General features: G+C 60.7%; 15 protein-coding genes. 3 read left to right on the top strand and 12 right to left on the bottom strand.

What is annotated here, in order from left to right:
- Positions 1-12 precede the first annotated feature (12 nt).
- Positions 13-858: a scabin-related ADP-ribosyltransferase gene (locus BSU04_RS45110; RefSeq protein WP_144021084.1), complete on the top strand. Its 846-nt coding sequence runs from the start codon at positions 13-15 to the stop codon at positions 856-858.
- A gap of 27 nt (positions 859-885) precedes the next feature.
- Here the strand turns inward: BSU04_RS45110 and BSU04_RS00720 are convergent, their stop codons facing one another.
- Complete coding sequence (locus tag BSU04_RS00720) at positions 886-2,766, bottom strand: ABCB family ABC transporter ATP-binding protein/permease (protein ID WP_089158799.1); 1,881 nt, start codon at positions 2,764-2,766, stop codon at positions 886-888.
- Between the two features lie 339 nt (positions 2,767-3,105).
- Between BSU04_RS00720 and BSU04_RS00715 the strand changes: the two genes are divergently transcribed.
- The gene (locus BSU04_RS00715) at positions 3,106-3,501 is read left to right on the top strand and encodes an acyl-CoA thioesterase (RefSeq protein WP_089158798.1); all 396 of its coding nucleotides are present in this window, start codon (positions 3,106-3,108) and stop codon (positions 3,499-3,501) included.
- Here the strand turns inward: BSU04_RS00715 and BSU04_RS00710 are convergent.
- Positions 3,447-6,662, bottom strand: coding sequence for a sensor domain-containing protein (locus tag BSU04_RS00710; RefSeq protein WP_089158797.1), 3,216 nt, complete (start codon positions 6,660-6,662; stop codon positions 3,447-3,449). The two genes, BSU04_RS00715 and BSU04_RS00710, sit on opposite strands and share 55 nt — an antisense overlap.
- A 381-nt stretch (positions 6,663-7,043) precedes the next feature.
- Positions 7,044-7,520 carry a nitrate reductase associated protein gene (locus BSU04_RS00700; RefSeq protein ID WP_089158795.1) on the bottom strand — a complete coding sequence of 159 codons (477 nt, stop codon included), beginning with the start codon at positions 7,518-7,520 and terminating at the stop codon, positions 7,044-7,046.
- Positions 7,521-7,715: 195 nt separating this feature from the next.
- On the opposite strand from BSU04_RS00700, the gene fdhD reads away from it, so the two are divergent.
- Positions 7,716-8,564 carry a formate dehydrogenase accessory sulfurtransferase FdhD gene (gene fdhD, locus BSU04_RS00695; RefSeq protein WP_089158845.1) on the top strand — a complete coding sequence of 283 codons (849 nt, stop codon included), beginning with the start codon at positions 7,716-7,718 and terminating at the stop codon, positions 8,562-8,564.
- A 95-nt stretch (positions 8,565-8,659) separates the two neighbouring features.
- On the opposite strand, the gene BSU04_RS00690 is transcribed toward fdhD, so the two are convergent.
- From BSU04_RS00690 to BSU04_RS00650, 9 genes are all read right to left on the bottom strand, one after another.
- Positions 8,660-9,424 carry an enoyl-CoA hydratase gene (locus tag BSU04_RS00690; RefSeq protein ID WP_089158794.1) on the bottom strand — a complete coding sequence of 255 codons (765 nt, stop codon included), beginning with the start codon at positions 9,422-9,424 and terminating at the stop codon, positions 8,660-8,662.
- 78 nt (positions 9,425-9,502) lie between these two features.
- A complete protein-coding gene (locus tag BSU04_RS00685; RefSeq protein WP_089158793.1) occupies positions 9,503-10,702 on the bottom strand; it encodes an acetyl-CoA C-acyltransferase in 1,200 nt (399 codons plus the stop codon).
- A gap of 117 nt (positions 10,703-10,819) precedes the next feature.
- Entirely contained in the window at positions 10,820-13,255 is a 2,436-nt protein-coding gene (locus BSU04_RS00680; RefSeq protein WP_089158792.1) for a 3-hydroxyacyl-CoA dehydrogenase/enoyl-CoA hydratase family protein, read from the bottom strand.
- Between the two features lie 84 nt (positions 13,256-13,339).
- Complete coding sequence (locus BSU04_RS00675; protein ID WP_089158791.1) at positions 13,340-15,127, bottom strand: acyl-CoA dehydrogenase C-terminal domain-containing protein; 1,788 nt, start codon at positions 15,125-15,127, stop codon at positions 13,340-13,342.
- 86 nt (positions 15,128-15,213) lie between these two features.
- Positions 15,214-15,813, bottom strand: a complete 600-nt coding sequence (locus tag BSU04_RS00670) for a TetR/AcrR family transcriptional regulator (protein ID WP_089158844.1) — start codon at positions 15,811-15,813, stop codon at positions 15,214-15,216.
- Positions 15,814-16,016: 203 nt separating this feature from the next.
- A complete protein-coding gene (locus BSU04_RS00665) occupies positions 16,017-17,297 on the bottom strand; it encodes a phospholipase D-like domain-containing protein (RefSeq protein ID WP_089158790.1) in 1,281 nt (426 codons plus the stop codon).
- Positions 17,294-17,770 carry a dihydroneopterin triphosphate diphosphatase gene (nudB, locus tag BSU04_RS00660; protein WP_089158789.1) on the bottom strand — a complete coding sequence of 159 codons (477 nt, stop codon included), beginning with the start codon at positions 17,768-17,770 and terminating at the stop codon, positions 17,294-17,296. The genes BSU04_RS00665 and nudB overlap by 4 nt, the downstream gene beginning before the upstream one ends.
- A gap of 196 nt (positions 17,771-17,966) precedes the next feature.
- A complete protein-coding gene (gene aspS, locus BSU04_RS00655; protein ID WP_089158843.1) occupies positions 17,967-19,769 on the bottom strand; it encodes an aspartate--tRNA ligase in 1,803 nt (600 codons plus the stop codon).
- Between the two features lie 78 nt (positions 19,770-19,847).
- Positions 19,848-20,504 (bottom strand): DUF502 domain-containing protein, encoded by a 657-nt coding sequence (locus BSU04_RS00650; RefSeq protein ID WP_089158788.1) that lies wholly within the window; start codon positions 20,502-20,504, stop codon positions 19,848-19,850.
- Positions 20,505-20,668 lie beyond the last annotated feature (164 nt).

Here is a 20,668-nt window from a genome sequence, read left to right as displayed (position 1 = left end):
TGGGAGACGCAGATGAACACGCGATCCGTATTTTCCTTTTTAGTATTCATGCTTGTTTCGTTATCTGCCCTGGCAGGTCCCTGCCTAAGTGTATGCAAAGACGGGCGGACCTACGTTTATCGCGGAGACTCCCGGCCTCCCGAAGTCGTATTTGCCGAAGGCTTTCGGCCCAGGGGCGGCAATCAGGACCTGCAGGCATACCTCAGCGGTCGTCTGACCGAGACTGCTTACGTCGGCACCTCGCGGGACATTGGGCGCGCAACGGTGTACGCAGCCCAGGCCGCTCAAGCCACCTACGACAATCCCGCCACCGCTGTCGAGCACCCTCGAGGGTATGTGTATGAAATCGAGATCCCCGAGAGCGAATCGGGCGGGGGCGGAAATATCTGGATCGATATCGCGAGAAGGTACTCGCATGACCCGGCGGTTCAGCGCAATGCGGAGGTCGCGCACCTGGGTGCGATTGATCCCTCGCTGATCCGCCGCGCGTTTGCGGTGACATCTTATCCGCCTTCAATTCAAATCCGTCGGGATCGGGCGGCGTTCTTCAACCCAGCGTGGCGCGCGCAGCGAGGGAACGCCACCGTCGCGCCCATCAACGTGGACGATATGCCGACTGTCGCCGCAGCGTCGGGCGCACCGTTCACGACCTCCTGCGGCGCGTCCCATTCGGAACGCGCCGCAGACCCGAAAGGCACGGACGCCAGTAAGGATTATTGCAAAGCACGCCCGCGAACAGTCATCAAGCAAATGCCGTGGTGCACAGGAACCACGAAGGGCATCTGCGCCGCGCTGATCCTTTCACCTTCGAGTGAACAAGAGCCGCCCGTCGAAACGCCTGAAAGAAACGAACTTTGACCCGTCTGGCGAGACGCCGGCCCCGTTTCACGCACGCGCCGGCGCTTCCAGCGCATCGGCGGCCACGACTCCCGCCGAGCGCTGCTGCAACGCCCACATCTGCGAGAACAGCCCACCCGCGCGCAGCAACTCCGCGTGCGTCCCCCGCTCCACAATGCGCCCGTGATCCAACACGATAATCTGCTGCGCATGAACCACCGTCGATAACCGGTGCGCAATGATCAACGTCGTCCGTTCCTGCGCGATCAGATCCAGTTCGTGCTGAATGGCGCGTTCGGATTTTGAATCGAGCGCGGAGGTGGCTTCATCGAAGATGAGGAGCGGCGGGTTCTTGAGCAACGTCCGCGCGATAGCCACGCGCTGCTTCTCCCCGCCCGACAGCTTCAGCCCGCGCTCGCCCACTGGCGTCTCGTACCCAGCGGGCAAGCTCTCGATGAAGTCGTGAATGTGCGCTGCTCGCGCCGCCGCGATCACTTCATCGCGTGAAGCGGATGGCCGGCCGTACGCGATGTTGTAGTAGATCGAATCGTTGAAGAGCACCGTATCCTGCGGCACGATGCCGATAGCCGCACGCAACGAATCCTGCGCGACATCGCGAATGTCCTGGCCGTCGAGCAGAATCTGGCCGCCTTGTTCGCGGTCGAGATCATAGAAACGGAACAGCAGACGGCCGAGCGTCGATTTACCTGAACCACTGTGGCCGACCACCGCCGTCGTGGTCCCCGCCGGAATCGTAAAGTCCACACCATGCAGGATCGGCCGCGCGCGTTCATACGAGAAGCTCACGTTCTCGAACCGGACCTCCGCACCCTTCACGACCAGCGGCGGAGCGTTCGGCACATCCGGCACTTCACGCCCGGCGCCGAGCAAGGTGAACATGCGGTCCATGTCAGTGAGACTCTGCTTGAGCTCGCGATACACCACGCCCAGGAAATTCAGCGGGATATACAACTGCAGCATGAACGTGTTGATCAGCACGAGATCACCGAGCGTCAGATGCCCCGCAATAACACCTTGGGTCGCGCGCCAGAGAATGAACACGAGCCCCGTGCCAATAATGAATTGCTGTCCGAAATTGAGCACCGACAACGACCGCTGCGAGCGAATGGCCGCCGTGCGATAGCGCCGCAGGTTTTCATCGTAACGCTGCGCTTCCCACTCTTCGTTGCCAAAATACTTCACGGTTTCGTAGTTCAACAATGAATCGATGGCACGCGAATTCGCCTTCGAATCGAGTTCGTTCATCGTGCGCCGGAAGTGCGTGCGCCATTCGGTGAGCTTGATCGTGAACACGATGTACGTCACCAGCGCGATCAGCGTGACGATCGCGTAATACGCTTCGTATTTCGCGACAAAAAATCCAAGCACGAGGCCGACTTCCACGAGCGTCGGCAGGATGCTGTAAAGCGAATACGAAACGAGTTGCTGGATACCTCGCGTGCCGCGTTCAATGTCTCGCGACATGCCGCCGGTCTGCCGGTCGAGATGAAACCGCAGCGACAGCGAGTGCAAATGCCGGAACACTTTCAGCGCGAGTTGCCGCACGGCGCTTTCGGTGACCTTCGCGAACAGCATTTCGCGCAACTCGGTGAATAGCGAAGTGGACAGGCGCACGATCGCATAAGCCACGACCAGCAGGCCCACGCCGCTCACCAGGATGATCGCCGCGGAATCCTGCGCGCGTCCGAGCGCGGTCAGATGCTGGATGGAACTGAGGCTGTCGATCACCTTTTTCATCACGATCGGCACACCCAGATTCGCGACTTTCGCGCCGATCAGGCAGGTCAGCGCAAACCCGACGCGCCATTTGTACGTGGCGAGGTACGGCAGCAGCGAGAAAATGGTCTGCCAGTCGTTACGCGGGCCTTTCGCGACGGGAGCCGGTTCGGATGGAGAGTTGCGGCGCATGAATTCCAGGTCTGCAGAGGTCCGCGCCGCAGTATCACAGGGTGTCACTGCGGCGCGCACGAGCGAGGTATCGCGGGACGGGCGCCCGTCTCAAAATGCGGGCTTTCCCGTACAATTCGATGTTTCCCGGCGCGGGCAACGCGTGGTCAACGACCAGCCAACCTTTCGCCAAACGCCGTAAAAACACGCTAAAACGGGTGTGATAAGCCAAATTGAGGCCAAATTCAAGCCAGACTCGTTCGAGCGCAAAGCAACATCGTTTAATCCAAGCATTGTCGCAGAAGGTGCCACGGCGCGCTGAGCGCCGGCATCCCGTCACTCTTTCATGGAAATCCGCCCGTGACCCAATCCCTGCAACTCCCGAACAAACCGGTCGCGCTGCGCGTAGTGCCGCAACCGTCCGATGCCAACGTTCACGGCGACGTCTTCGGCGGCTGGATCATGGCGCAAGTGGACATCGCCGGATCGATTCCGGCCAGCCGGCGCGCGAACGGGCGCGTCGCGACCATCTCCGTGAATTCGTTCGTATTCAAGCAGCCGGTGTTTGTCGGCGATTTGCTGAGCTTTTATACGGATATCGTGAAGACGGGCAATACGTCGGTGACGGTATCGGTCGAGGTCTATGCGCAGCGCATGAGCCTGGCGGAAGACGTGGTGAAGGTGACGGAAGCGACGTTGACCTACGTCGCCACCGACAGCGACCGCCGTCCGCGCGCATTGCCCGCCCTGGACTGATCGGACGGTCCCTGGCGCACACCAAGCTGCCGGCTGGTCCGGCTGTTGAGCAGCAGCGCGGGAATCTCGCCGGCCGGCAGCGGTTGCGAGAAGAAAAAGCCTTGCATCTCGTCGCAGTCGCGGGCAACGAGGAAGTCCAGTTGCGCCGCCGTCTCCACGCCCTCCGCGATCACCTGCAACTCGAGCGAGTGAGCGAGCGCGATGATCGCTGAAGTAATCGTTTCATTGCCTCCCGATTTGCCGATATCCGCAACGAACGAGCGGTCGATCTTCAACCGGTCCACCGGAAAACGCTTCAGGTAACTCAGGCTTGAATACCCGGTCCCGAAGTCGTCAATGGCAATGCTGATGCCGAGCGCCGCCAACTCCGTTAGCGTGGTGACGGTGTCTTCCCCGTTGCGCATGATCGCGCTTTCGGTAAGCTCGATTTCCAGGTAATGCGGCGCAAGCCCCGTTTCCGCCAGCACGGACGTCACCAGCACGCGGATATCCCGTTGCTGGAATTGCCGCGCAGACAGATTCACCGACATCCGCGCCGGCGGCAACCCCTCGTCCTGCCACGCCCTGTTTTGCCGGCACGCCTCGCGCAACACCCACTCGGACAATGGCCCGATCAGCCCGCATTCTTCGGCCACCGGAATAAACGCGCCCGGCGAGACCAACCCGAACTCCGGATCCATCCAGCGCACGAGCGCCTCCATGCCGACAATCTCGCCCGTCGTCAATTCCACTTGCGGCTGGTAGTGCAGCAGGAATTCGCCGTCGCGCAACGCCCGCCGCAAACGCCGCTCGACGTCCATCCGCGCGCCGACGCTCGCGTTCATTTCCGGCTGATAGAACTGGTACGTGTTGCGTCCCATGTCCTTCGCGCGATACATCGCGATATCGGCTTTCTTGAGCACGGTCTCGGCGTCGTCGCCGTCTTGCGGGAACAGGCTCGCGCCCATGCTGCAGCCCACGTACATTTCCGTGCCATCGAGCCATACCGGGTCCGAAATGGCGGTCCGCACGCGCTCCATCCAGGCAATCAGCGCGCTTTCGCCAACCATGTCCGGGAGCACGATCACGAACTCGTCGCCGCCGTGACGCGCGACCGTATCGCCGGCGCGGCCGCAACGCGCCAGCCGCTCGGCGACCACCGCGAGCAACCGGTCGCCTACGCTATGGCCCAGGCTGTCATTGACGTTCTTGAACCCATCGAGATCGACGAAAACCACGGCCAGCGTGGTGTCCTCCTGCCGAGCCCGATCAATCGCGTGTTGTAGCCGGACACGCAGCAGATTACGGTTGGGCAGGCGCGTAAGCGTGTCGTAGTTCGCCTGATATTCGAGCTGCTCCTGATAGCGGACTACTTCGGTGACGTCGTTGATCACGCCGACGTGATGCGTCGTGCGGCCCTGCGCATCTGGCACGGGCGCGATGAAAAGCCGATTCCAGAACAGCACGCCATCCTTACGATAATTGCGCAGCACAGCGCTCGCTTCGCGGTTCGCGGCCAGACCCGTACGGATTGCCTCGAGGCCTTCCTGGTCGAGATCATCGCGCTGGAGGAAACGGCAGTCGCGGCCCACGATATCGGCCGGGTCGTAGCCCGTAATGCGTTTGAACGCGGGATTCGCATATTCGATCACGTTGCCCGTGGCACTCGTGCCAGTGATCAGCACGGCGTTCACGCAGGCATCCAGCGCCCGGCTTTGCAAGCGCAGCGCCAGTTCGGCGCGCTTGCGCTCGGTCGTGTCATCGTACGAACCCAGCACGCCGATAATGCGCCCCGCCCCGTCGAGCAGCGGCATCTTGCTCGTGATCGACGCGCGCACTTCATCATCGCGTTCAACGTCGCTTTCGACGTTCATCAGCGGCTGGCCGGTCGCGATGACCCGGCGATCGCTGTCACGAAGTTGCGCGGCCGAGCGCCACCAGGGCAGCTCGGAATCCGTCAGGCCGACCACCTGGTCTTTGCTGGCGAGACCGGCATCGCGGGCAAAGGCGGAATTGCAGCCCAGATAACGCGATTTGCGGTCCTTCCAGAAGATCCGCTGCGGAATATTGTCGATAAGCGACTCCAGCATCTGCTTCGAACGCCGCGCCTCGGTTTCGGCATTGATGCGGTCGGTGACATCGTTGGCGAGCATGAAAATACCCGGATGCCCTGAATAGGTCAGCGAGTGCGATGAGATGTCGGCGCTCACCTGCGCGCCGTCGCGACGCTTGTGCTGCCAGACGCCCGCCGGCCGTTGCGCGCCCGTCTGGCGCGGCTGACTGTCCGTCTCGCTGCGCGTATGGCTGCGCGTGTGGCGCGCGAGGAGTGTGGCGAACCGGTCGAAGTCGTCATCGGCGTGCAGGTCCCGCACGCTCATCGACAGGAATTCGAGTTCGTTGTAGCCATAATGCGCCAACGCCGCCGGATTCACTGCAACGAAGCGATACGTCGCGGCATCGACAATCCACATGGGGACCGGATGCGCGTCGAACAGATCGCGGAAACGCTCGTTGCTGCGCTGCATTGCCCGGGCAATGCGCAACTTGTCGCGCGCCGATTTCTCGTGGCGCGCGAAGGTGTAGATCAGCGCTGCGCCGCCGGCAAGCATCGTGAGGATCAACAGGAATACGGCGCGGGTGGACGCCAGCGCGGATTCATTGAGCGCGGCCGCGAGCGAATCGGCTTCCCTCGCGCGCAGCACCGCCAGTTCGACATCGAGGGATTGCTGATCTTCTGCGAGCCGACGGACCGCTTGCTGGGTCCAGTCGCGGGTCGCGCCAGGTGCGTCTATGGCGGCGCGTTCGAACGCCGATTGAGCGTCGCGTTTCGCAATACGCGCGCTTTCGCCGAGCAGGTAAAACGCGCCTTTCATGTCGGGTTCGTAATCGAACTGGGCGCGCAGGCCGCTTTCCAGCGCGTTGATATGCGCTGCACGCGCCTCGCGAACGTCGAGCGGCGTAAGGACGCCGCTCGCCTGGTACCAACTGATTTCCGGGAGGATTTCGCCAAGCGCGCTGCGGTACGCGTCGAGGTCGCGCATGAGGCTGAGCGTGCGCTGCGTGCGCGCATTGGCGACGCTTTGGCGGTCGATTTGTTGGTACGCGACGAATGCGTTCGCCCCCATGGCGATCAGAACGACGGCCAGGCTTACCAGCAGACGGCGGGAAAAGAATGAGTTCATGGGTTCGATCGCCGTCCGGGAGGCGGGGCTGGGAAGACTGAGCGCGTCTTCGCATCGATTTCCGTGCATCGATAGTTGATTATCGGCAAACGGTGGGGGGAATTTAGGGTGGGTGCTTAAAAGACGCCTTTTGCGGGATAGTCAGTCGTGCAGGCAAGCGCGGCACGACATGCGGCGACCGGTGCCAGTTCGCTGCCGGCCGCTGTTTGCGGACGGATGCAGCGGGCGAACCGCGGTTCCCCGGCGGCGAATTTGATCTCGCGCCCTGACAATTTCCACCCGGCGTGGTTCTGTCGCGTTGGGTTGAACACGATGAGCCGGTCAGCCGCTAGCGGTCTCGTTCAAGGGCGCGAGTAACAACATGACCGAACTTGACCGATCTTAATCGGCTACCCCGAACTCCCGCATTGCCGGAACGAAGTCGTGGTTGACATCGGCCTTGCGCGATAACTTCGCCAGCGCATAGCGCTGAAATCGCGAAAGCTCCGACCATCGCCCAAGACTCGGCGAGCCGATCCCGCACAAACTGCTCTGGCGAATCACGGTTTCAGGCACGACGTCGGTATGCACCCAGATCGGATCGCTATCAGGTTCAAATGTCTCCGGCGCCGCGTCAGCGTGCGTCCGAAGCATCTCAGCGAGCGCCTGATCGAAATTCGGTTCGATCGCGGCGTCATCCTCAACAGGAAAGCGCGCAAGCAATTCCCGGTCGCTATGCGGCAGTCGTCTCCACTGATCGAGCGAGATGATCCGGCCGAAGCGGTCCAGGTTAAAGCGCACGACGAGCGGGATGAAGCTCAGATTCTCAGTCGACTCCAGTTCGAATCCGAACAGGCGCGGAGCGTCGTAAAGTGCCATGGCAGGTGCCTCGTTGGCGGTAATGGACAAGGAAAGCGAGTGAGGCCGCGGTAGGTTATCGTAGGGCCTTGAACGGCTTGTAGTGTGTCTGCTGCCCCATAAAGGAGCAAGCGTTGTGCCCGAATTTATCTCGTGGATGCCCACGGAAAGCGGTTAAAACGCAACATCGAAAGCAATCAGCAAGTGAGCCATGCAATGAATGACACCGACATCGACGATCAGCCCGGCTACGTACAGCGCCCGGTGCGGCGGCACCGGCTGGGTGAAACACGCGACGCCGCCGACGACGTCGGCCAGGAATGGCCCGTCGCGCTCGTGTACAACGGCATTTCGCACGCGGTCATGATGTGCACGCCGCGCGACCTGGAAGCGTTCGCGGTGGGATTTTCGCTGACCGAAGGCATTGTGGAGCGCGGCAGCGATATCCACGACATCGAGGTATTTTTCCACGATACCCCCGCCGGCGACACCCTGCCGCACGCAGAAGTGCATCTGCAGGTGGTGCAGCAGGCGTTTGTCGCGATGAAGCAGAAGCGCCGGGCGCTGGCCGGACGCACGGGCTGCGGGGTGTGCGGGATAGAGAGTATCGACTTGCTGGATTTGCAACCTGAACGCGTGCCCGAAACGGGTTTCCTGAGCCGTCTTGCGGATGACGCCATTGCTCATGCCGCGCATGAATTGCCGGCGCATCAGCAGTTATCGAAGCTGACCGGCGGATTGCACGCAGCCGCCTGGTGCGACGAACGCGGCGCGGTCAACTACGCGTTCGAGGACGTGGGCCGCCATAACGCGCTCGATAAACTGATCGGGCATCTGGTGCTGCAACGCGTGGACACCACGCAAGGTTTCGTATTCCTTTCGAGTCGGGCAAGCTATGAACTCGTGCGCAAGTCGGCGCGGGTCGGTGTACCGATGCTCGTCACCATTTCCGCGCCTACGTCGCTGGCCATTTCCATCGCGGAAAAGGCGGGGTTGCGGCTCGTGAGTTTTGCGCGGGAGAACGGGTTCGTGGAATATGGCCGCGTGGACGGCGCCACGCGTTGAGCGAAGCCTCGGCGTGCTTCAGACAACGCCTGAAGCGCCACCGTCCACAGGAAGGAACGTGAGCCCTCGGGTTATCCAGGAGCCCAAGCCCGTTGTCAATTAAACCGGCTGAAATCCGGCTTGCGCTTCTCAAAGAACGCCGTGAACGCCTCCTTCGCCTCAGGTGCGCTCAGCATGTGGGCGAAGTGTTCCGCCTCCGCGGCCATCTGCGCGCTGATTTCGCCGGCCTGAGCGCCCTTCATCAACGCCTTGGTAGCCTTCAGCGATGCAGGGGGCAAGGCTGCGAGTTTTTTCGCCTGTTTCAGAGCGAAGTCGTCGACCTCTTCCGCCGGTAAAACCCGGTTCACGATACCCATGCTCGCAGCCTCGGCAGCATCGAAAGGGTCGCCCAGCAGCAGCTTCTCCGCTGCCCGCTGATAACCCGCAACGCGCGGCAGCAGCAAGCTCGACGCCGCCTCCGGACACAGCCCAAGCTGCACGAACGGCAACGCGAATTTCGCTGTAGACGCTGCGTAGACCAGGTCGCAATGCAGCAGCATCGTCGTACCAATACCCACAGCCCCGCCTGCCACCGCCGCCACCACCGGTTTCTGCGCGGTACTGATGCGGCGCAGAAACTGGAACACGGGCGCGTCCTGCTTCGCGGGTGGCGCCTTCATGAAGTCTTCCAGATCGTTGCCTGCGCTGAACGTGTCGCCCACGGCGCGAATCAGCACCACGCGCACGGCCGGGTCATTTTCGGCGTCGAAGAAAGCGTCGGCCATGGTTTGATACATCGCGGCCGTCAGCGCGTTCTTGCGCGCCGGACGGTTGATGGTAATGCTAAGCACGCCGTCGACGTGTTCGGTGATGATGTCCATTCTCGTCTCCTGAATGAAGAAACGGCTCGCGAACCGGATGGTGCGCGAACCGTCGTTTTACGTTTCAGCAATACCCGTTCACATCCGTTCGATAATGCCCGCCGCGCCCATGCCCGTTCCCACGCACATGGTCACCATTCCGTACTTCAGGTTGCGCCGGCGCAAGCCATGCACGACTGTCGCGGCACGAATAGCGCCGGTCGCGCCAAGCGGATGGCCCAGCGCAATCGCGCCGCCCAGCGGATTGATCTTCGACGGATCCAGTCCCAGGTCCTGAATCACCGCCAGCGATTGCGCGGCGAACGCTTCATTGAGCTCAATCCAGTCGATATCGTCCTGCGTGAGGCCGGCCGCTTTCAACGCTGCAGGAATTGCTTCCTTAGGGCCGATGCCCATGATTTCCGGCGGCACGCCACGCACTGCAAAGCTCACGAAACGCGCGAGCGGCGTCAGGTTGAATTGCTTGAGGATCTTCTCGCTGACCACGATCAACGCACCCGCGCCGTCCGACGTCTGCGAGCTATTGCCCGCCGTCACCGAACCCTTCGCGGCGAAGACGGGACGCAGCTTCGCGAGCCCTTCCATCGTCGTGCCCTCGCGCGGACCTTCATCGTTCTTGATCTCGCGTGCGTTGACGCGGATCTCGCCTGTTGCCAGATCCGGGAACCGTTCGTTCAGCGTGAACGCTGCGATTTCATCGTTGAATTCGCCGGTACGTTGGGCTTCCAAGGCGCGCCGGTGCGATTCCACCGAAAACGCGTCCTGCGCTTCACGACTGATCTTCCAGCGTTCGGCCACGCGTTCGGCGGTCAAGCCCATGCCGTAAGCAATGCCTACGTTCTCGTCACGATCGAAGATATGCGGCGACAGCGACGGCTTGTTGCCCATCATGGGCACCATGCTCATCGACTCGCATCCGCCCGCGATCATCACATCCGATTCGCCGACGCGAATCCGGTCGGCAGCCATCGCCAACGCGGTCACGCCCGAGGCGCAAAACCGGTTCACGGTCACGCCGCCGACCGAGTTCGGCAGACCAGCCAACAATGCGCCGATACGCGCCACGTTCAGGCCTTGCTCGCCTTCAGGAATCGCGCAACCGATGATCGCGTCTTCAATCAGCTTCGTATCCAGCCCCGGCACTTGTGCCACGGCTGAACGGATCGCGTGGACCAGCAGCTCGTCGGGCCGCGTGTTCTTGAAGATGCCGCGCGGCGCCTTGCCGATAGGCGTCCTGCTCGCGGCGACAATATATGCGTCCTGCACTTGTTTGCTCATTTTGCAGCTCCTTTGTCGACCAGAGTTGGCGTGTCGGCTGGAGTTAGCGCTTTAGCGCTTACTCCAGCCCCATAGCGCTTACTCTTGTCCCATGCAATTGGTTGCGGTCAGCGCGCGTTAGTTACGAACCGGCTTGCCGGTCTGCAACATGCCCATGATCCTTTCCTGCGTCTTTGCAGTGCCGAGCAAATCGACAAACGCGCGACGTTCGAGCGCCAGCAGCCATTCTTCATCGACGAGACTCCCCGCTTCCACATCGCCGCCGCACACCGCTTCCGCGATACGGCTAGCAATCAGGAAATCGTGATCACTGATGAAGCGGCCATCGCGCATGTTCACGAGCGACGCCTTGATGGTCGAGATCGCCGAGCGTCCTGCTACGGGGATTTGCGTGGCCCGCAACGGTGCACGATAACCGGCTGCCGAAAGCGCCCGCGCTTCCTTCTTGGCGATATCGAGCAATTCGTGCACGTTGAAAACGATCGTGTCCGATGCCTTCAGATACCCCATCGAACGTGCTTCCAGCGCCGATGCTGAAACCTTCGCCATCGCGGCGTTTTCGAACGGCTTCTGCAGGAATTTCAAAAGATCGCTGGTCGCGTTCACGGCGCTGGCTGCGCTCGCTGCGCGCAACGCCGCTTCCTTCAAGCCACCGCCCGCCGGCACGAGACCGACACCCACTTCCACCAGCCCCATATAGCTTTCGATATGCGCAACACGCTTCGCCGAATGCAGCGCGAGTTCGCAACCGCCGCCGAGCGCAATGCCCGACACCGCAGCAACCACCGGCACGCTTGCGTACTTCACGCGCAGCATGCCTTGCTGGAACATTTTCACGAACGGTTCAATACCCTTCGCGCCGCCCGTCATGAACGCGGGCATTGCTTCTTCAAGGTTCGCACCGGCCGAGAACGCGCCGCCCGGATTGCCGAGCTTCAATGCGGACGTTTGCCAGATCACGACGCCCTTGTAATCGGCTTCGGCGAGTTCGATCGCTTTCGTCAGCCCTTCGATCACCGACGGTCCAATCGTGTTCATCTTGCTTTTGAACGAGACGATCACGACATCGTCTTCACCGGCGCGGTCATCGACCCAGGCGCGCACGGCGTCGGTTTCGAACAGCGTCTTGCCATAGGTTTTCGGATCGACACCCGCTTCACCGATAAGCGGTGCGCGGAATACTTGCTTCTTGTATACGTCGAGCGATGAACGCGGAATGAATTTAGAAGCTGCAGGCGACCACGATCCTTCAGCCGTATGCACACCGCCCTTTTCTGCCACAGGACCGTCGAACACCCACGAAGGCAACGGCGCTTTCGACAACGCCTTGCCTGCATCGATATCTTCCTGCACCCACTTTGCTACCTGCGTCCAGCCAGCCGCTTGCCAGCCTTCGAACGGACCTTCGTTCCAGCCGAAACCCCAGCGAATGGCGAGATCGATATCGCGTGCATTGTCTGCGACAGACTCCAGATGCACGCCGATGTAATGAAACACATCGCGGAAAATGGACCACAGGAACTGAGCTTGCGGATGCTGCGATTCACGCAGCAGCTTCAGGCGTTCAGCCGGCGCACGCTTCAGGATGCGGCCGACGAGTTCATCCGCCTTGCCGCCGCCATCGACGTACGTTCCCGTTTTCGGGTCCAGTACCTTGATGGCTTTGCCCTCTTTCTTGTAGAAACCCGCACCCGACTTTTGACCCAACGCGCCGTTCTTTACCAGACCCGCGAGCACAGCCGGCGTCTCGTACAACGCCAGGAAAGGATCGTCCGGCAGGTTGTCCCGCATCGTCTTGATGACGTGCGCCATGGTGTCGAGACCGACCACATCGGCCGTGCGGAACGTCGCCGATTTCGCGCGACCCAGTCGAGCGCCAGTCAGGTCATCGACTTCATCGAAACGCAGTCCGAACTTCTCCGCTTCCGCTATCACCGCGAGAATCGAGAACACGCCCACGCGATTCGCGATGAAATTCGGTGTGTCTTTTGCACGCACGACGCCCTTGCCCACCACGCTGGTCAGAAACGTTTCGAGTTGATCGAGGATCTGCGGTTGCGTGGTATCGGTCGGGATCAGTTCGACCAAGTGCATGTAGCGCGGCGGATTGAAAAAGTGCACGCCGCAGAAACGCGCCTTGAGTTCATCGGAGAAACCCTTCGACAACTCCGTAATCGACAGCCCCGACGTATTGGTCGCGAAAATCGCCTTCTCGCCGATGTACGGCGAAACCTTCTTGTACAAGTCGTGCTTCCAGTCCATACGCTCGGCGATCGCTTCGATCACGAGATCGCACTCTTTCAGCTTCTCGATGTCGTCGTCGTAATTCGCGGGCTGAATGTATTGCGCGTCGTCCTTCACGCCGAACGGCGCGGGCGACAGCTTCTTCAGATTCTCGATCGCTTTCAACGCGATGCCGTTCTTCGGACCTTCTTTGGCCGGCAGGTCGAACAGCAGGACCGGCACCTGGGCGTTGATCAGGTGCGCAGCGATCTGCGCGCCCATCACGCCGGCGCCGAGCACGGCCACCTTGCGTATGTTCAGATTGCTCACGTTGTGTCTCCGGGAGAGGTATTCGGTAAGACGGTGCGCCGCGTCTTTTGAACCAGCTAAAACGCGGCGCAGTGCAAAAGAGGCCTAGAACAAGGCTTCGTCGTAGTCCATCAACGTCTTCGATCCGGCGCGCGCAGCGCGGATCGTCGATGCCGTTTCAGGCAGCAGCTTGGCGAAGTAAAAACGCGCGGTGGCGAGCTTCGCCTTGTAGAACGGATCGCCTTCGGCTTCCTTGTCCAGCGCAATACGTGCCATGCGCGCCCAGAAATACGAGAACACCAGATGCCCGACGGTGCGCATATAAGGCACGGCAGCGGCGCCGACTTCGTCGGGATTCTGCATCGCCTTCATGCCGATTTCCATGGTCAGCTTCTGGACCTTGTCGCCGATATCCGCGAGCGGGTTGATGAACTCCTGCATCTCCGGCTTCACGCCTTCTTCTTCCACGAAGTCCGTCACGAGCTTGCCGAACTTCTTCAGCTTCGCGCCCATGTCGCCGAGAATCTTGCGGCCGAGCAGATCCAGAGCCTGAATCGAATTCGTGCCTTCGTAGATCATGTTGATGCGGGCATCGCGCACGTACTGTTCCATGCCCCACTCGGAGATGAAGCCATGGCCGCCGTAGATCTGCATTCCCATGTTCGTGCCTTCGAACGCGTTGTCCGTCAGGAACGCCTTGATGACCGGCGTGAGCAGCGCGACGAGGTCGGCGGCGTCTTTACGCGCGGATTCATCGGCGTGGGACAGTTCTTTATCGATGTTCAGCGCAGCCCAGTACGTGAACGCACGGCCCGCTTCGGCATAGGCCTTTTGCGTGAGCAACATGCGGCGAACGTCCGGATGCACGATGATCGGATCAGCCGCTTTTTCCGGTGCTTTCGGACCAGTCAGCGAACGCATTTGCAGACGTTCCTTCGCGTACACGAGCGAGTTCTGATACGCGATTTCCGTCAGCCCCAGCCCTTGCATGCCGACGCCGAGACGCGCGGCGTTCATCATCACGAACATGGCGTTCAAGCCCTTGTTCGGTTCACCGACAAGCCAGCCGTTCGCGTTATCCAGATTGATCACGCACGTGGAGTTACCGTGAATGCCCATCTTGTGTTCGATGGAACCGCACTTCACGCCGTTGCGTTCACCCGGAGCGCCCGCGTCAGTCGGAATGAACTTCGGCACGATGAAGAGCGAGATGCCCTTCGTGCCCATCGGCGCGCCCGGCAAGCGAGCCAGTACCAGATGCACGATGTTCTCGGCCAGGTCATGTTCGCCGCTGGAGATGAAGATCTTCGTGCCGCTGATGGCGTAGGATCCGTCGCTGTTCGGCTCGGCCTTCGTGCGCAGCATGCCCAGGTCCGTGCCGCAATGCGGTTCCGTCAGGCACATGGTGCCGGTCCAGGTGCCGTCGACGAGTTTCGGCAAGTACGTTTTCTGCAACTCGGGCGCGCCATGCGCGTGAACGCATTCATACGCGCCATGCGACAAGCCGGGGTACATCGTCCAGGCCTGGTTCGCCGAATTCAGCATTTCAAACAGCGCGTTGTTCACGAACGCGGGCAGCCCTTGGCCGCCGTATTCGGGATCGCAACCGAGCGCCGGCCAGCCCGCTTCCACGTACTGCTTGTAGGCTTGCTTGAACCCCGCCGGCGTGCGCACGACACCATCGCCTTCGTACGTGCAACCCTCGCGGTCGCCAATCTGGTTCAGCGGAAAAAGCACCTCGGCGCAAAACTTGCCGGCCTCTTCGAGAACCTGATTGATGGTATCCGCGTCGAGGTCGGCATGCTTCGGCATGTTCTTGACCTCGGCTTCCACGTTGAGCAATTCATGCAAGACAAATTGCATGTCACGCAGCGGCGCTGTGTACTGTCCCATTTTTCTTCTCCAAGTGTCCAGGAAGCTTGGGCCTTGGTCGCCGCCGAATCTGCCGTACTTCTACCCTCTGCTGATCCGCCCGGCGCCTAACGGCCGTTGCTTTGATACGAAACAATCGTTTTTTCCAGCGCGTCCCGCGTCAGTTGCACGGCATCCGGCAAGTGCAGGAAACGCGCATCATGATGCAGGCCGAGCGTGAAGCTATAGAGTTCAAACAGCATCAACGCCGGATCCGTGTCCGCGCGCAGATGCCCTTCATCTTTCGCCTGGTTGATCGCACGAGTGAGCGCCGCTCGCCAGGTCGTCACGCTGTGCACGAGTTGCTCGCGGACCGCGCTGTCGGCGCGATCGTCGTACTCCACCGCGCCGCTGATGTAGATACAGCCCGTTGTCACTTCTTCAATGCGCTTTTCCATCCAGCGCGCCAGCATTGAACGCAAACGCGGCAAACCGCGTGCTTCGCGCAGGCTCGGGTAGAACACCTCGTCTTCAAAGCGACGGTGGTATTCCTTCACCACCTCCACCTGAAGATCCTCACGCGAGCCGAAATGCGCAAACACACCGCTCTTGCTCATCTGCATCCGTTCGGCCAGCAAGCCGATCGTCAAACCCTCCAGTCCGTCCCTGCTTGCCAGGTCCAGCGCAGCATCGAGGATCGCGACTCGTGTCTGTTCGCCTTTTCTCATGATCTTTACCGTTTTCATTGAATCGAAATAAAATCGAACGGCCGTACTATTGTTATAGCTAGCCGTTCATGAAACAAGCTTTTTATTAGAAAAGCGGGTCTAACTTCTGACCACATCAATCGGATGAGTCTTAGTTTGTCCCGGTTTGCTGACGGACAGCCAGTCGGGGCTGCCCGGGTTTGACCGCGCGGCGTTTTTACGACTTAATCGTAGCGGCCGATGGTGAGCATTTTCATCATCGTGCGATACGCGTTGTACGCGAGCCAGTTAAGCAAACGCTCACCAACGGGGCGCGCCGCGTATTGCTCGACGGTAATCGGCCGGCCGTCATGGAAAGCGGCCAGGATCGCGTCGCGCAGCTGCACGATCTCGTTCTCATGATTCACCAGCACCATGTTGGCCTCATTGTTCAGCACGAGGCTCAATGCGTCCAGATTCGATGATCCAACCGTAGCCCAGTTCGAGTCCACCACGGCCACTTTGCCGTGCAGCATGGTCTTCTCGTATTCCGCGATCCGCACGCCGTACTTCAGCAGATTGCGATACAAGAACGGCGTGGCGTAGTCGAGCGCGACAAACTCCTTTCTTCCAATCACCAGTGTGACCCGTACGCCACGCTGCGCTGCACGGACCAGCGCGCGGCGCAGCTTGCGCCCCGGCATGAAGTACGGATTCGCCAGCATCACTTCTTTTTCCGCGTGCGAAATCGCGGCGAGATACGCCTTTTCGATTGCGCGCCGGTTGAGCAGGTTGTCGCGGGCGACGAACGCCACGCACGGTTGATCGACCGCGTGGATCAGGCCCCGACGCGCTCGCAGCCGTGCTCGCAATGCGCGCCGGTTCGTTCTCGACGATGCGCCCGGCGTAGGTTGCTGATCCTGCTGCCGCGGCGCCAGCGGCTTCACGCCGAGGCGAATCCGCTGCCATTGGAGATCGAAGGCTTCCCGCACGTCCTTGACCACTGGGCCTTGCGCTTCCAGAGCAAAATCCCAGCGCGCTTGATCGAGACGCACGCCGTTCTGCTCGAAGTCATCGACAATATTAATGCCGCCGCAGAACGCAATGTGACGGTCGATGACCGCCAGCTTGCGATGCGTCCGAGAAAAACCGAGCTGCCCGAACAGATGCGGGTTGTACACGCGATGCTCGACGTTCGCCTGCGCCCATTCGTTGAAGATCGGAAGCTTCGCGGTACCGATACCGTCCGTGATCACGCGTACGTGCACGCCGCGCCGGGCCGCATTCATCAGTGCGGTGGAAATGGCACGGCCGGCTGCGTCGTCGCAAAAGATGTAGGTCTCGAGCGAGACGTCGTGCTGCGCGGCGTCGATGCGTTCGATCAGCGCCGGGAAAAATTCCACGCCGGATTTGAACAGCCGCACCGTGTTGTTGATGGTGAAGCATAGCCGTACCGGGCGGCGCCCTCCAAACAGGGCTAGCTTGAGTCGGGCGAACCGCCGTTTGGGCGTGGCAAAACCGATCACCGGTTGTGCTCCGCAAGACGCTCGGGCAAATGCAGGATCGCCTCACGGTTCGACGACGAGAAACACTTCGCCGCCGCCTCGCGAAGCGGCAGCCAGAGAAAGGCGGTGTGCTCGCGCGGCGCAAGCTTCACTTCCACACAATGCGGAACGAGCAGGCTGAACTGGTGCTCCACGTTACGCACGACGCCTTCGGCATACCGATGCCGCCATTCTGGATAGATGTCGTATTCAATCTGATGATGCCAGTCGATCAGCGAGCGCTCCGGCACGCCTGGGCTGCCGACCACGATCCCGGTTTCCTCGGCAACTTCACGCGCAGCCGTCAGGATCAGCGGTTCGTCGATGTGATCTTTTGAACCCGTCACGGATTGCCAGAAACCCGGCCGGTCGAAGCGCTCAATGACCAGCACGTCCAGTTCGGGCGTATGAATGACAACAAGGACAGACTCGGGAATTTTCGGCGGCTTGGACATGGTGGGAACGTTGCGGCCTTTCTAGGAGGCTGGCCGAAGAATGTAACCTAAAAACGGGAAAAGGCGCACTGGGCGCCTGTTTCGTTTCGGATGTTGCAAATGGGGGACGGAGGGTGCTACTGGGTAATCGGCCCCATCAACCGAAAAAGGCGCCTTGCGGCGCCTTTTTCGTGTCTCACGTTGTTGCTCGTTACGCTTACTGCGGCTTCGGCTCGGGCGCACGCAAACGAATATGCAGTTCCTTCAACTGCTTTTCGTCCACTTCGCTCGGTGCCTGCGTCAACAGATCGGTCGCACGCTGCGTCTTCGGGAACGCGATCACGTCGCGGATGGAATCGGCGCCTGCCATCATCGTGACAATCCGGTCCAGCCCGAACGCAATACCACCATGCGGCGGCGCGCCGTACTGAAGCGCGTCGAGCAGGAAGCCGAACTTGATACGCGCCTCTTCCGCGCTGATCTTGAGCGCGCGGAATACCTTGCTCTGTACTTCTTCCTGATAAATCCGCACCGATCCGCCGCCGATTTCCCAGCCGTTCAGCACCATGTCGTATGCCTTTGCAAGGCAACGGCCCGGGTCCGTTTCCAGATATTCCAGATGCTCGTCCTTCGGGCTCGTGAACGGGTGATGCGCGGCCACGTAACGGTTGTCTTCCTCATCGAATTCGAACATGGGGAAGTCGGTTACCCACAGCGGCTTCCAGCCCTTTTCGAACAAGCCGTTCGCACGGCCGAATTCCGAATGGCCGATCTTCAGACGCAACGCGCCCAGGCTGTCGTTCACGACTTTCGAACGATCCGCCGCGAAGAAAATGATGTCGCCGTTCTGCGCGCCAGTCCGCTCGATGATCGCGGTGATCGACGCGTCGTGCAGGTTCTTCACGATCGGGCTTTGCAGGCCGTCGCGACCCTTCGCGATGTCATTCACCTTGATCCAGGCCAGGCCCTTCGCGCCGTAGATACGCACGAATTCCGTATAGCCGTCGATCTCGCTGCGCGTCATCTCGCCGCCACGCGGCACGCGGATCGCTGCCACGCGGCCATCCTTTGAATTGGCCGGCGTGCTGAAGACCTTGAAATCGACGTCGCGAACGGCGTCCGTCAGGTCCGTGAATTCCAGCTTCACACGCAAGTCCGGCTTGTCCGAACCGAAACGGCGCATGGCTTCCGAATACAGCATGACCGGGAATTTCTCGTCGAGCGAGACGTTGATCGTTTCCTTGAAAACGTGACGGATCATCGCCTCGAACAGATCGCGGATTTCCTGTTCCGTCAAAAACGACGTTTCACAGTCGATCTGCGTGAATTCCGGCTGACGATCCGCGCGCAGGTCTTCATCACGGAAACATTTCACGATCTGATAGTAGCGGTCGAAGTTCGCCACCATCAGCAATTGCTTGAACAATTGCGGCGACTGCGGCAGCGCAAAGAACTGACCCGGGTTCGTACGCGACGGCACCAGGTAATCGCGCGCACCTTCCGGCGTGCTCTTCGTGAGCATCGGCGTTTCAATATCGATAAAACCCTGCGCGTCCAAATATTTGCGCACTTCAATAGCAACCCGATAACGCAAACGCAGGTTCTGCTGCATTTGCGGACGGCGCAGGTCGAGCACGCGATGCGTAAGGCGCGTGGTTTCGGAGAGATTGTCGTCGTCTAGCTGGAACGGCGGCGTCACCGACGGGTTCAGCACATTCAGCTCATGGCACAGCACTTCGATCTTGCCACTCGTCAGCCCAGCGTTCGCCGTGCCTTCCGGACGAGCGCGCACGACGCCTTTCACCTGCACGCAAAACTCGCCGCGCACGCCTTCGGCCACCTTGAACATTTCAGCGCGATCCGGATCGCAGACAACCTGCACGAGGCCCTCGCGGTCGCGCAAATCGATAAAAATAACGCCGCCATGGTCGCGCCGGCGATGTACCCAGCCGCACAGCGAAACGCTTTGGCCCAGCAGGGCTTCGGTCACCAGACCGCAGTATTCAGATCTCATCGACATGATGTTGTGTCTTTCGTTATTCATTGATCAACGGTGCGCGCGCACAAGCCCTCAAGCGTTATTCGCAGCGCACCGGCATTACAGCGGCGGATCGACGGGACGACGCGGCGCGGCCTGCGCTTGCGGCATGGACGGCGCGACTACTCCCATAGATACGATGTACTTCAACGCAGCATCGACAGACATGTCGAGCTCGATGACTTCGCTTCTCGGCACCATCAGGAAGAATCCCGAGGTGGGATTCGGCGTGGTCGGCACGTAGACGCTCACATGTTCTTCAGTCAGGTGATTGACTACGTCGCCGCCGGGAATGCCCGTCAGGAAACCGATGGTGTAGGACCCCGAATGCGGGTAACGGATCAGCAGTGCCTTGCGAAACGCGTTGCCGCTGCTGGAGAGCAACGTGTCCGACACTTGTTTAACGCTGGTATACAGCGGTCCAACCACGGGAATGTGACGCACGATCACATTCCACCACTCGACCAGTTTCTGGCCGACGAAGTTCTGCGTGAGCAAGCCCACGACGAAAATGAAGGCAAGCGTCAGCACGGCGCCGAGGCCAGGCAGATGAAAACCGAACAGCCGCTCGGGCTGCCAGGATTCCGGCAGCAGCAGGAGCGTCTGGTCCATGGTCCCGATCACGAGCCCGATCACCCACAGCGTGATGGCGAGCGGAACCAGCACCAGCAGGCCGGTCGCGAACACGGATTTCAACGTAGTCTTTTTGGTCGTCATTTACACAGCCGGAAGGCCGCCCCGCCTGGGCTTCAACGGTTTGGCTGGTTCGCCGCCCGGCGCACATTCATGGTTTCGGGCGGTCATCTTCTTGCGTGCGATCGGACAGATCGAGCAGGTCGTGCAACTGAGCGCGCTGGAAGCACGGGTCGGGCAAGATTGCG

The sequence above is a fragment of the Caballeronia sordidicola genome (assembly GCF_002220365.1).
Taxonomy (GTDB): domain Bacteria; phylum Pseudomonadota; class Gammaproteobacteria; order Burkholderiales; family Burkholderiaceae; genus Caballeronia; species Caballeronia sordidicola_C.
The sequence above is the reverse complement of the archived record's forward strand: the minus strand, read 5'-3'. Positions and strand labels throughout refer to the sequence as shown.